At 63.1% G+C, this 12611-nt stretch carries 14 protein-coding genes; 8 read left to right on the top strand and 6 right to left on the bottom strand.

All coding sequences use genetic code 11. The annotated features are described in order from the left end of the window. Positions 1-14: 14 nt before the first annotated feature. Positions 15-1118: a TRAP transporter substrate-binding protein DctP gene (dctP, locus tag B0H98_RS04380; RefSeq protein WP_106373820.1), complete on the bottom strand. Its 1104-nt coding sequence runs from the start codon at positions 1116-1118 to the stop codon at positions 15-17. Positions 1119-1473: 355 nt separating this feature from the next. Here dctP and B0H98_RS04375 point away from each other — a divergent pair, with 355 nt between their 5' ends. After that, entirely contained in the window at positions 1474-3636 is a 2163-nt protein-coding gene (locus tag B0H98_RS04375; protein WP_106373819.1) for a tRNA(Met) cytidine acetyltransferase TmcA, read from the top strand. A 32-nt stretch (positions 3637-3668) separates the two neighbouring features. Then, positions 3669-5135 (top strand): aminoacyl-histidine dipeptidase, encoded by a 1467-nt coding sequence (locus B0H98_RS04370; protein ID WP_106373818.1) that lies wholly within the window; start codon positions 3669-3671, stop codon positions 5133-5135. 62 nt (positions 5136-5197) lie between these two features. On the opposite strand, the gene B0H98_RS04365 is transcribed toward B0H98_RS04370, so the two are convergent. Both B0H98_RS04365 and B0H98_RS04360 read right to left on the bottom strand, forming a co-directional pair. Then, a complete protein-coding gene (locus B0H98_RS04365) occupies positions 5198-5674 on the bottom strand; it encodes a Dps family protein (RefSeq protein ID WP_106373817.1) in 477 nt (158 codons plus the stop codon). A gap of 190 nt (positions 5675-5864) precedes the next feature. Next, positions 5865-7004, bottom strand: a complete 1140-nt coding sequence (locus tag B0H98_RS04360) for a glycerate kinase (protein WP_106373816.1) — start codon at positions 7002-7004, stop codon at positions 5865-5867. Between the two features lie 106 nt (positions 7005-7110). Here B0H98_RS04360 and B0H98_RS04355 point away from each other — a divergent pair, with 106 nt between their 5' ends. Genes B0H98_RS04355 through B0H98_RS04340 form a run of 4 tightly spaced genes read left to right on the top strand, consistent with a single transcriptional unit; the run spans position 7111 to position 9805 of the window. After that, entirely contained in the window at positions 7111-7668 is a 558-nt protein-coding gene (locus B0H98_RS04355; RefSeq protein ID WP_106373815.1) for a hypothetical protein, read from the top strand. 11 nt (positions 7669-7679) lie between these two features. Beyond that, a complete protein-coding gene (locus B0H98_RS04350) occupies positions 7680-8042 on the top strand; it encodes a hypothetical protein (protein ID WP_244182957.1) in 363 nt (120 codons plus the stop codon). Between the two features lie 32 nt (positions 8043-8074). Further along, positions 8075-8740: a DUF1007 family protein gene (locus tag B0H98_RS04345; RefSeq protein ID WP_244182956.1), complete on the top strand. Its 666-nt coding sequence runs from the start codon at positions 8075-8077 to the stop codon at positions 8738-8740. 36 nt (positions 8741-8776) lie between these two features. Continuing rightward, positions 8777-9805, top strand: coding sequence for a nickel/cobalt transporter (locus tag B0H98_RS04340; protein WP_146130230.1), 1029 nt, complete (start codon positions 8777-8779; stop codon positions 9803-9805). Here B0H98_RS04340 and B0H98_RS04335 read toward each other — a convergent pair. Further along, complete coding sequence (locus tag B0H98_RS04335) at positions 9802-10221, bottom strand: HIT domain-containing protein (RefSeq protein WP_106373889.1); 420 nt, start codon at positions 10219-10221, stop codon at positions 9802-9804. The two genes, B0H98_RS04340 and B0H98_RS04335, sit on opposite strands and share 4 nt — an antisense overlap. A gap of 205 nt (positions 10222-10426) precedes the next feature. Here B0H98_RS04335 and B0H98_RS04330 point away from each other — a divergent pair, with 205 nt between their 5' ends. After that, a complete protein-coding gene (locus B0H98_RS04330) occupies positions 10427-10558 on the top strand; it encodes an entericidin A/B family lipoprotein (protein WP_106373812.1) in 132 nt (43 codons plus the stop codon). Between the two features lie 93 nt (positions 10559-10651). After that, entirely contained in the window at positions 10652-11002 is a 351-nt protein-coding gene (locus B0H98_RS04325) for an I78 family peptidase inhibitor (RefSeq protein ID WP_106373811.1), read from the top strand. On the opposite strand, the gene B0H98_RS04320 is transcribed toward B0H98_RS04325, so the two are convergent. Together B0H98_RS04320 and B0H98_RS04315 are read right to left on the bottom strand one after the other, a co-directional pair. Then, on the bottom strand, positions 10999-11610 hold the full coding sequence (locus B0H98_RS04320; protein ID WP_106373810.1) for a LysE family translocator: 612 nt from the start codon (positions 11608-11610) through the stop codon (positions 10999-11001). The two genes, B0H98_RS04325 and B0H98_RS04320, sit on opposite strands and share 4 nt — an antisense overlap. Further along, a complete protein-coding gene (locus tag B0H98_RS04315) occupies positions 11603-12607 on the bottom strand; it encodes an ion transporter (RefSeq protein WP_106373809.1) in 1005 nt (334 codons plus the stop codon). The genes B0H98_RS04320 and B0H98_RS04315 overlap by 8 nt, the downstream gene beginning before the upstream one ends. Positions 12608-12611 lie beyond the last annotated feature (4 nt).

Below are 12611 nucleotides of genomic sequence, written 5' to 3'. Positions count from 1 at the left end.
GAAACGTGAGCGCCTTACAGGCAGGCTTCGATCTCTTCCAGAGACGGCAGGTCGTTCATGGTGCGGCTCATGTTGAAGGGCACCGATACGTCGCGCCAGGTGGCGTACTCCTGGAGATAGCTCACCATGGAGTGGTAAACCTTGGCGTGGTCAGGGTTTTCGCAGGCGCCCTGGACGATGACCTGATTGGTCACTTCCTGAATGCGCGCCAGATCCTCTTCGGAGAACTGGTTGATGGTCACGCCGGCATCAATAAACTTCTGGGTGGCAGTATTGGACTCACGCTCGGACCAGGCCAGCGACCATGCCATGGTGGCATCGGCGGCGATGCGCAGCTTCTCCTGGGTCTCCTCGGAAAGCGCATTCCAGGCATCCATGTTGATCATCACGCCGAACACGCTGGCGGACTGGTGCCAGCCCGGCGTTGCCCAGTTGTCGGCCACTTCCGCAAAGCCTGCGTTGAAGTCGACCCCTGGCGTCGAGAACTCGCCGGCATCGATCACGCCGCGCTCGATGGCCTGATAAACCTCGCCACCGGCAAGCGTCACCTGGGAGCCGCCCAGCTGCTCGAGCACCCGGCCCTGGTCGCGGCCTGAAAGGCGCAGGCGCTTGCCTTCAAGGTCGGCGATGCTGGCAATCGGCGTGCGGCCCATGAAACCCGATTCGTTGTTGGTGATCCCGTAGGGCAGGTACATCATGTTGAACTGGCCGTAGATCTCCTCGTAGAGTTCGCGCCCACCCCACTGCTGAATCCAGTTAAGATAGTCGACGCCGTTGAAAAGGCTGGTGGTCGTGGCCAGGGGAGAAAAGGCCGGGTTGACGCCCGCCCAGTAGCCTGGCCAGTCGCCGGCGGCTTCGATGCTGCCGGTTTCGGTGGCGTCAAATACCTCCGGGCCAGGCATCAGCGTGCCACCGGCGCGAAAGTTGATCTGCACCTCGTCGCCGGCAAGCTTGTTGACCAGCTCGACCCAGTGCTGGTCGATCTTGATCAGATCAAGGTTTTCCGCCCAGGTGGAGGTCATGGTCCACTGCTCCTGAGCGTGGGCAGTCGTCGTCAGTGCAGCGAGTGTGATGCCAGTTGCAAGGCTGGTGAGGCTGAAACGGGAGAGCTTGTTCATGATGGTTTTTCCTGGTTGGCATAAGGCATTATTAGTGGTTGTTACCGCAATGCAGGAAAGAGGCCGCAAGCTAACGTTTACGTAAGCGCGTTAGTGGCAGGCCGCAAGGCTAAGCTAGCACACTCACCCGGCGGCAACGCAATAGCCGCAAAATGGGTAACATGGCGGCGCGTAAATCAAGTGCTGTGACTTATTTTCAGATAAACCAAGTAGTTGCTTTTGTTTGGTGGAAGTTGAGAGGGCGGCCTACAGGCGTCAGAGTGTTCAATCAAACCGTTTTGTTCCACCAAAGTGTTAATCAATTGACCGCCATCAGGAGCTTTATGCCTGCGCTACCCCAGCCCGACTCTGGCCCATGTTGACGAAAGCGTTAAGCAGCGATGCGCGCGCCATCAAGGCGCTGCTGGCACATGCTGGACGTCTTCGCCGCCGCCGCTGGCGCCAGCTGGTCTGGCTTGCAGGCGATCCCGCAGAGTGCCGCGCCCGTGCCCAGCAGCTATGGCATGCCGCTAGTTGGCAGGCGCCGCTGTGGGTTGCCCATGAGGAGGACGCGCCGACGGATTTGAGCTTTATAACGCCGCGCAAGGCGCGCACGCGCCTGGGGGCCGAGCATCAACTGGTAGTGTTCGACGCCAGCGGCCGTGCAGGTTTCGACCCGGAAGCCTTGGGGGCGCTGGCGGGCACGCTGACCGGCGGTGGCCTGCTGGTGCTCATCACGCAAGCGGACTGGGGCGCCCGGCCAGACCCGGACTACGCCCGTCTTGCCGATCACCCCTGGCCATGGCAGCAGCTGAGTGCCCGCTATCTGGCCCGTCTGGCGCATCTATTGGGTGGCCGCAAGGATGTGGTGACGTGGCAGGCCCAGGCGTTGCCCGCGCTTCCCCGCCTGGCGGCGGGCTTGCAAGCCGCAGGCGCAATGGATGACATGGCCTGCCGCACGGCGGATCAGACCGCCTGTGTGGCCCAACTGGTGCGCCTGAAGCGCCGCCGCCCGTTGGTGATCACCGCCGACCGCGGCCGGGGTAAGAGCGCCGCGCTGGGCATTGCCTGCGCGCGGCTGATGCAAGACGGCATGTCGCTGGTGACCACCGCGCCCAGGCTGGGCGCGGTAGAAAGCCTGTTCGAGCGGCTGGCAGCGCTGTGCCCTGATGGCAAGCGTTTGACCCCGAACCGCTTTCAACTGAAAAACGGCGCCGAGCTCTGTTTTCTGCCACCGGACGTGCTGACCCAGGAGGTCGAGGCCGGGCGGCAGGGCGGCGATGGCCGCTACCTGATGGTCGATGAGGCAGCGGCCATTCCGGCGGCGCTTCTCGGGCAGTGGCTTGCTGCCTTTCCGCGCATCGCGTTTGCCACCACCGTGGATGGCTACGAAGGCTCCGGGCGTGGCTTTGCGCTGCGTTTTCGTTGCGCGCTCGACCGGCTGACGCCGCAGTGGAAAGCGTTGACCTTGAACGCACCCATCCGCTGGGGGGCGGGTGACCCGCTTGAAGCCGCGGTGAACCAGCTGCTGCTGCTCAAGGCGCCGTTGCCTGATGCTGAACGCCAGAAGCCGCCGGTAGCATCGCAGGTGATCGAGCGCGACGCGCTGGCCCTGGATGAAGAGGCCCTGCAAGCCATGTTCGGTCTGCTGGTGCAGTCGCACTATCGCACCTCGCCCAGCGATTTACGCCAGCTGCTGGATGGGCCGGGCACCACGCTACGCGTGATGGGCAGGTCCTGCGCCCCCCAGGCCGTACTGGTCACGCGGGAGGAGGGCGGCTTTGCACCAGCGCTTGCCGAGCAGGTGGCGCTGGGCGAACGCCGCCCTCAGGGGCACTTGCTGGCCCAGTCGCTGGCGGCGCACGTGGGCAGCCGGGCCGCGCTTCGCGCCCGCTGGAAGCGCGTGGTGCGTATTGCCACTCACCCTGAACGCCGTCGCGAAGGCCTGGCTCAGCAGCTGATCGACGATGACAGCCGGGCCGCCGCGCGCCAGGGCGTTGCGCTGTATGGCGCGACCTTCGGCGCCGAAGCCGCTCTGCTGCGGTTCTGGTTTGCTCAGGGGTTTCAGCCCGTGCGTCTGGGGGTGACCCGCGAAACCGCCACGGGCGAGTTTGCGGTGATGGTGGCCAAATCGCTGAACGATGAAGGCGACGCCGTGCTGAGCGCCTTGAGCGCTGCGTTTGCCGCAGCGCTGCCCGGGCTTCTGGCCTTCGAGCTTTCCGGCCTGCCAGCGGATGTAGTATCGCTGCTGCTCCAGGCGCTACCCCGCCAGCCGCTGAGCGCCGAAGAGTGCCAGGCGGTGAGCGATGTGGCCTACGGGCGGCGCGACCCGGCGCTGGCGCGCCCGGCACTTCAGGCGCTCGCGCGGGAAACCGGCGCCGCGCAGGCGGCCTCTATCGAGCATCAGCAGCTGGCGGGGTGGGCCTACCAGAATCGCCCCTTGGCCGCTGCCCACGCCGAGGCCGTGCGGGCACTGCGTCAGGCAGTTGAAAGGGTCGCTGCACACGGCATGCTTTTCCCTCGCCGCGTGGAGGGGTAAAGTGGGGCGACTTTGGATAATGAAGAGTTTTTATGAACGCACACCTGGACGCGCTGACGCCATCCATCGTTTGGCGCCACTTTCGCACGCTGTGTAATACGCCGCGCCCCTCGGGCGAAGAGGCGGCGCTGGTCGCGATTCTCGAAGCCTGGGCCGATGACCAGGGCCTGGCCCACGACCGCGACAGCTTCGGCAACCTGCGTATCTGCAAGCCGGCCACACCCGGCTGCGAGCAGGCCCCCGGCGTCATTCTCCAGGGCCATCTGGACATGGTGGCCCAGGCCAACGCCGGCCACGCCCACGACTTCTCCCGCGACCCGATCAGCACCTACGTAGCCGACGGCTGGCTGCACGCCGACGGCACCACGCTCGGGGCCGACAACGGCATGGGGGTGGCGGCCATTCTCGCCGTGCTGGAAGACCCCAGCCTGACCCACGGGCCGCTGGAAGCGCTGTTCACCCTTGAGGAAGAAACCTCCATGGGCGGCGCGCTGAACCTGGCCGAGAACTGGCTCAAGGGCTCGCTGCTGCTCAACCTGGACAGTGAAGACCGTGGCGAGGTGTATATCGGCTGTGCGGGCGGCGCTGACGTGGTGGTGGATGCCCAGCTGCCCAGCGCCGCGCTGCGCGACGATGAGCAGCTTCTCGACCTGGCCCTCACCGGCCTCAAGGGCGGGCACTCGGGCATGGATATCCATCAGCCGCTGGGTAACGCCAACCGCCTGCTGGTACGTGCGCTGCGCACTCTGGAAGGCTTTGACGCGCGCCTGGTGAGCTATCAGGGCGGTACGCTGCGTAACGCCATCCCCCGGGAAGCGTTTGCCCAGGTCGCCCTGCCCAGTGACGAAGTGGACGCTGCTCTGAAGGCGCTGGGTGATCTTGAAGCCACGCTGCGCGCCGAGCTGGGCAGCGGCGACAGCGGCCTGGCGCTGAGTGCCGCGCGGTCAACGGGCAGCACTCAGGCAGAGCCGCTGACCCTGGACGCGAGCGCCATGCTGGTTGCCGCGCTGCACGCCGCCCCTTGCGGGGTCGAGCGCATGAGCGCCGACGTGCCCGGTGTAGTGGAAACCTCCAACAACCTGGGCGTATTGAGCCTCGAAGCCGGGCGTTTACATCTGTGTGCGCTGGTACGCTCGCTGCACGATACGGCGGCAACGGCCATGGCGGATCGTTTTCAGGCGCTGTTCGGGCTTATCGGCGCCCGGGTACGCGTGGAGAATGGCTACCCAGGCTGGGCGCCCAATCCGGGCAGTGCGCTGCTTGCCACCTTCAACAAGCGCCATGCGGCGCTGTTCGGCAAGGAGCCGGCGGTCAAGGTGATTCACGCAGGCCTTGAGTGCGGCATTCTGGGCAGCAAATACCCGCACCTGGACATGATCTCGTTTGGCCCGCTGATTCGCGGCGCCCACTCACCAGACGAGCGTGTCGAGCTTGATTCCGTCGATGAGTTCTGGCGCATGCTGCACGCGCTGATGGAAGATCTGGCTCAGAAATCCTAGATAGCAGGCATAAAAAAACGGCACCTTGAAGGTGCCGTTTTGCTGGGCAAGCTGCGTGCGTTTTACTTGCCGAGATAGGCGTTAAGCATCCAGATGGTCTTTTCCTGGTCGCGAATATAGTCGCTGGCCATGGAAGCGGTGCCTTCATCGTCGGCATCGGAGGCCAGAGAGAGCACTTCGCGCTGAAGCTCGATCAGGGTCTGATAGCCTTTTACCACACCGTTGACGCAGGCCTTGCCATCGTGAACGTCCTTGTCTTCCTGAATGTGGGAAAGCTTGGCATAGTCGCTGTAGGCGTGAACCGGCTTGTGGCCCAGGGTCAGAATACGCTCGGCGACTTCGTCTACCTTGGTCAGCAGGTCGGTATAGAACTCTTCGAACTTGACGTGCAGCTCGAAGAAGTCGCTACCCTTGACGTTCCAGTGGTAGCCGCGCACGTTCATGTAAAAGATCTGATAGTTGGCCAGCAGGTGGTTCAGTTTCTCGGCCAGCTGGCTGGCGCTGCTTTCATGTAGGCCAATGCTGTTGGTATCGGTCATGTCGTCTCTCCCTGTTGCAGCCGAAAAACGGCTATCAAATCGTTTGATCAGCATAAAACGTCGTAGTGATGTTGAAAAACAGGTTTTCTACATCGTGCCCATAGCTTGGTGGCATCAGCGTGGTGGCATGGCTTTCACACCTGATGACGCTATGTCCTTTCATCAGTAATGCTGGCACGGGCCGAGTTTTTCAAGGGGTCATCGGGTTTATCCACACCCGGGTGATACTTTCCGAGCGCGCGCTGAGCAGTTCGGCGGTTCGCGGTAGTGCTTCTTCCAGAGTCATCGGGCCATCGGCCAGGGCGAAGGCGGCCGTGACGCCTTCATCCAGGCAGGCCTGCCAGCCTTCGCCCAGGCTGCCGGCAAGCACAATCACCGGCTTGCCCAGGCGCTTGGCGGCCCGGGCAATGCCAATGGGGGTCTTGCCGGAGAGGCTTTGCCCATCCAGGCGGCCTTCACCGGTCATCACCAGGTCGGCGCTGGCCAAAAGCGCGGGCATATTGGCCTGCTGCATGATCATGTCAATGCCGGGCTTGAGCGTGGCGCCGAGAAAGGCTCGTGCAGCAAAACCCATACCACCCGCAGCGCCTGCGCCGGGCAGGTCACGGTAATCTTCGCCCAGGATCTGCGCACTGACCTGCGCCCACCGGTCAAGCGCTTCATCAAGCGCTGCCACCTGCTCCGGCGAGGCGCCTTTTTGCGGGCCAAATACGGCGCTGGCGCCACGCTCGCCCAAGAGCGGGTTATCCACATCCACCGCGGCTTCCACGCTAAGCGTGGCCAGACGCGGGTCAAGACCGGAAAGCTCCAGAGTTTCAAGCGTGGCCAGCGCCGCGCCGCCCGGAGGCAGCGGCTGGCCTTCGCCATCGAGCAGGCGCGCGCCCAGCGCCTGAAGCATGCCGGCCCCGCCATCGTTGGTGGCGCTACCGCCCAGCAGCAATAGAGCCTTTTCCGCGCCCTGATCCAGCGCGGCCAGAAACAGCTCGCCTACCCCGAAGGTCGAGGTGTGCAAAGCGTCGCGCTCCTGGGCGTTCAAGTGTTGCAGGCCGCTGGCTTCTGCCAGCTCGATAAACGCGGTACGCTGTTCGGCAAGCCAGCCCCAGGCCGCCTGGCGGGGGCGGCCAAGTGCATCCTGCACCGTTACCTGACAGCGCTTGGCACCGGTAGCCGCAATCAGGGCGTCCAGGCTGCCTTCCCCGCCGTCGGCCAGCGGGCAGCAGTGGGTCTGCGCGTGAGGCGCGGCACTGAGCACACCTTGAGCCATCGCCTGGGCGGCCTGTTCGGCGCTCAGGGCGTCTTTGAAACTGTCGGGGCAAAGCAGGATATTCATCGCACGACCTCCGTGGATTATGGTCTGTGATCTATCGTGATAATAGGGCGAGCTTAACGCGCCGCTTGGTGGCAAACCAGCCGTGACGACCGCTAGAGGATCCAACATGAAGCCAATACCTGTTACGTTGACCTGCCTGCTGGCACTGGCTGGCTGTCAGGCCACGCCGGACCGCTTGCCCCAGGCAGAACCCGCCCCGGCCGCCGCGTGCTACTTCTCCATCGGTGGCGCCGATACTCAAGCGGTGCTGCGCCAGAGCGTGGCGGTGCTTACCGAATGGGGCTTCGAGCTGGACTCCACCGATACGTCGCTGGGGCTGATCAGCGCCAGTCGGCAAGAGGCGCTGCACGGCTACTACGACCCGTATGATAACGCCTACGGCTATGGCCGCGGCATGCGCGTCTTTGGCGGATTCGGTATCGGGCGAGGCGCTGGTGCCGGCATCGGGCTTGGTTTCGGCGGCGGGCTCAATCAGCAGCCTGTCGAAGTCGAGCGGGTGTCGGTGCTGGTCGGCGACGACGATGTGCGTATTTCCCGCGATCTGCGCCGCTACGACACTCAGGGTGACATGCGCGAATCCTACAGCGCCAGCAGTCACGATTTCTGCCAGCGCTTCGAGTCAGCGCTCAAGCCGGGCGGCATGCCTTCAGGAAGGTCGCTATGAGGTATTCACCCGTGAGCTTGATCAAATGGGCCGGCATCGGTGCGCTCATTGTGCTGGTGTCCGGCTGTGCAACCACGTCGCCTTCAGCCCCGCGTGAGCTTGTGTATACCGCGCCGGTAGACACCACGTTTCGCAGCGCCGTCGAGCTGATGATGGAGCAGGGCTACGTGATCCGTCACGCCGATCTGGCGCTGGGGCGGGCAGAAGCGGCGCTGGCGCGCTGGCCCGAGTATCGCGTGCAGCTACAGGTCAGCGAAGCTGGTCGCGGCAGTCAGGTAAGCGTTACGGCCTGGCGCGGCTCGCAGCCGCTGCCGCCCTATCTGCTGGACCCGTGGCTCGTCAGTTTAGAGGCAAAGTTGGGATTGGCACCGTGAAGCAACGCATGAAACAGAGGCATCATCAGAACATGAAGCGTAGGTTAGCTACCCGGCGCTGGGCGCTGGGAATGGGCATCATCAGCCTGATGCTGAGCCCCCTGGCAGCGGCACACCCCCATGGATGGATCGATTTCAGCATCCGGGTGATGACCGACGATGAAGGGGTAATGCGCGGGCTTCATCAGACCTGGCGCATGGACCCGTTCTACAGCCTGGTGGTGTTTGAAGAGCTTACGCAGGTAGACGGCGCAAGCCTGGACGAAGGGCTTGATCAGCTCGGCCTCGAGATACGCAATAATCTGGCCGCGCAGCACTACTTTACCGATATACGCCTGGACGGTGAGCCGCTGGCGCTTGGCGAGGTCAGCGAGTATACGGCCATGGAAAAGGACGGGCGGCTTGCATTCACGTTTATTCTGCCCCTGGAAACGCCGCAGCCGCTGGCCGGGCATACCCTCGACTATCAGATATTCGATCCGACCTATTATATCGAGATGGTGCATGACGCCGAAGGTAACCAGCCCGACCCGAATGCCCTGGTGCTGCATGGCGAACCGGTGTGCGAGCTGAGCATTCTGGGCGCCGACCCGGACCCGGAGCTGGTCATGCAGGCCGCACTGCTGGATGTGGACGAGGAGGGTGAGCCGGGGCTTGGCCGCCACTTTGCCGAAACCGGGCACATCGACTGCCGCTAGTCGATCGATCACCGATGAACACAGGTACCGCGCGTCATGCACTCTCCCGTTAACCGTAAACCACTGATGGTGGCCGGGCTCTTGGCCCTTGTCGCCATCGCCATGTTTTTCCTGCTCCAGGGTAGCCTGCAAGGCGCAAGCTACCAGCTGCTTGCCTGGCAGCGGGAGCTGCACCGGGCGCTGACCCTGGCAATTACCGAGCTTGCCCGCGAGCCTACCCGTGCCACCTGGTGGGTGCTGTTGAGCGTAAGCTTTGGCTATGGCGTCTTTCACGCCGCCGGCCCCGGCCACGGCAAGGCGGTACTGGCGACCTATCTCGCCTCTCACGGTGGCGCTACCCGGCGGGCGCTGGGGCTCTCATTTGCCGCATCGCTGCTTCAAGGCGTCACCGCTATCGTGATGGTGGCCATTCTGGTCCACGGCCTGGGGTGGTTGACCCGCCAGGCCATGGGCAGCGTTGTGTGGGTGGAGCAGGCCAGTTTCCTGCTGGTGACGCTTTTGGGCGTGTGGCTTTGTCTGCGCGCCTACAAGCAGCTGCGCCGCGCGTATCGGCCGCTGATGTTCACGCCCGTGGCGCATAGTCACACGACTGGCGCTGTCCAGCGCCATGCCCATTTGCCCGGCCACGACCACCACTGCTGCGGTGGGGCCCATCATATCGAACCCCAGCAGGCGCTGGACTGGCGCACGGCCCTCATGACGGTGTTGGCCATCGGCATGCGCCCCTGTAGCGGCGCGGTACTGCTGCTCGGGGCCGCCAGTCTGCTGGGACAGTTTTATGTGGGGGTGCTGTCGGTTATCGCGATGTCGCTGGGGACCGGTATCACGGTGTCGGCCCTGGCGCTTGCCAGCGTGTTTGCCCGCCGCTGGGCCACACGGCGCCTGGCCAAACAGCAGCACGCCTCCGAGGCCATTCAGAAAGTAGCGGGATGGGCAGCATTGGCCGGCGGCGCGCTGATTATCGTGCTCGGGCTCACGCTTGCCATGGCAAGCGTGAGCCAGCCTGCCGGTACGCCACTGCTGGGTGAACCGCCTGCCCGGCAGGCGAGCCCCCTGCTGCGCTAGACGTTCAGACGATCAATATGGGCGATCAGCTGGTCACGCAGGCTGGCCAGCGGTTCAAGGGCGTAAGGTTCTGGGCTGCCATTCCCCCATACCGGGGCAGGCCAGGTAGCGTCAGTGCGATGGCGTACCACCACGTGGACATGCAGTTGGCTGACGACATTGCCAAGCGTGGCAATATTGAGCTTGTCGCCTTCAAACAGGGTCTTCATCACGTTGCCAAGCTGGGTGGCTTCTCGCCATAGCGTTGCCTGATCTGTGTCGGAAAGCTCGAATACTTCGCTGATACCGTCATGGCGCGGCACCAGAATGGCCCACGGATAGCGTGAGTCGTTCATCAGCAGCACCCGGCACAGCGGCAGGTCTGCCAGGGGAAAGGTGTCACTCTCCAGACGTGGGTCCAGCGTAAAGTCGTTCATGGGGTGCTCCAGGCGGTCTTGGATCGGCTCATCATAGCAGGTGAACGCCACGGTCAATGCTTGTCAATAAACGCCCTGAGTGAAATTACGCCATGGAAAACAGGCGAAAGTGCTAAAACGCTGTTACGCTGAGAGTACTCCTCAGAAGGGCAATCGCTGCCCGAGGGGATTTCCGCTGTTGACTGACACGTTAAGGAGAACATCCATGAAAAAGCTTTTAGCGACGAGTCTTATTCTTTTGATGGCAGCCGGTACACTGGCTGGCTGCAACACGATTTCCGGTGCTGGCAAGGATGTGGAGCGCGGCGGTCAGGCGGTTCAAGACGCCGCTGATTAATCGCGAGCCTTGAAGATATCGAGCGGGCCGGGCGTATGCCCGGCCCGTTTTGCGTGTGGGTAACCTATCAATAACCAGAATAAAGGTAAGCCGATGAAAACCTGGCAATACACCCCTGATGACGCAATACGCTACGCGAAAATGATCATGGCAGGCGGGGTAGTTCTGCTGCTCGGCGCCTGTGCCTCCGGTGCGGAAGATTCATCCGCGGAGGAGCCGGCCGCCCAGCCCATTTCCCTTGAGAGCTGTGATACAGCGGCGGTCGAGTATGCGCTTGGCGAAACCTTCGATGAAGCCAATCTGCCCCAGCTTCAAAGCGAAAGCCAGTCGCGCCAGGTGCGGGTGCTGCATCCCGGCGATGCAGCCACCATGGACCATCGCCCCGAACGCTTGAACATCCATGTGGATGACAATGAGCGCATCGAAGCACTGCGCTGCGGCTAACGCAGAATCAATATCACGCAGGCGGCGGTCAACAAGCCCATGATGACGTTGAACGCACGCCAGGCCCTGTCACTCTTGATCCAGCGGCCGATGGCCATGCCAAAGCCCGCCCACACCAACAGGCACGGCAGCGCGACCAGCTCGGCAAAGCCCACCAGAATCACGGCGTTGATGAGCTTGGGCCCGCTTTCGGGCAGAAAGCCGGCAATCAGCGCCAGCCCCAGTACCCAGGCCTTGGGATTGGCCAGCTGAAACAGAGCAGCCTGCCAGAACGTCAGCGGCGTACCCCGGGCAGCGGCATCCTTCAAGTTGGGCGGCGGCGCCGTGGCGATCTTGAACGCCAGGTAAAGCAGGTAGGCGCTGCCCACCCAGCGCAGAGTCATGTGCAGAACGGGAAAGCGCTCGAACAGCACGCCCAGGCCCAGCGCGATGGCCAGATAGAGCATGAAACACCCGCCCACGATGCCCCCCATATGCGGCACGGTCCGGCGTACGCCAAAGTTGGCCCCGGATGCCGTCAGCATCAGGTTGTTGGGGCCAGGCGTCAGCGTCATCGACATCATGAACAGGGCCACCGGGCCCAGCAGGATCAGCCATTCACTACTCATAGCGATCTTTCCAGCGTTGGCGGTTTACCTGCTCCTTGAGCATTTCAAGAATATCGTACAGCACCAGCTCGGTAATCCGGTTGCTCTCCTGATCCACGCTCAGCCAGCTGTCAAAGCCGCTGTCCGCCGTGCGTTCGACCAGTTGCCTGAACTCGGGGGAGTGAATGCCGAGTGCCATCTCGTCTACCAGCCGCTGGGCAACGCCGCTGATGGATGCCTGCATGGCGCTGGCCGTGGTCTGGCCCATGGGCAGCCGGTGCAGGCGCTGAATTTCAGGGCTTTCGTTCAGCGTGCGGGTCACCAGGTTGTCGATCGCGCTCATGGCGGCATCGCGGTTGAGCTGGTAGGCCTCGCCGACGGTGCTTTCCAGGCGCTGGACGATCTCGCTGATCAGCGCTGCCTTGCGCGGCATGATGACCCGGTCGATGACCCGTTCGGTCAGCGAATCGCTGGACATGATCTGCTGCTGCACGTTACCCAGCAGGCGCAGGGCGATGCGGTCCGAAAGCTCTTCGAGCAGGATGTCGTAATACTTGAAGAAGAACTGATAGATGGACCAGTGGGTGACGTTGATAAGCCCCAGACGATGCAGCCGGTGAAGCAGCGAGACCACGCGCAGTACCCGCAGCAGGCGAAAACCGCTCAGCGGGATACAGCCCAGCACGTCATACCAGTGGACGAAGGGGTAGAAAAACCAGCGGTGATAGCGCCGCTCGGCGATGGCCGCCGCCCAGCCCAGGAGGATATCGACCACGAACAGGCCGACGAAGAAAAGGTCGATATGAAAGAAGCGGCTATGGACCTCGTTTTCGTAGAACGCGTGAAAACCCGGTGCAAGGCTTGCCACCGCCTGATTGAACGGCCCGATCAGATAAAGCGAATCAAACAGCAAAAGCCCCAGGTTGAGCACTACCGCGACGATGATAAGCAAGTCCCAGCCGATATGAGCGTACTCAACGGGCTTGGGCAGTTGTGGGTAGCGCCGCCGGATAGGCATGCAA

This window comes from Vreelandella songnenensis (assembly GCF_003002925.1).
Lineage (GTDB): Bacteria > Pseudomonadota > Gammaproteobacteria > Pseudomonadales > Halomonadaceae > Vreelandella > Vreelandella songnenensis.
The sequence above is the reverse complement of the archived record's forward strand: the minus strand, read 5'-3'. Positions and strand labels throughout refer to the sequence as shown.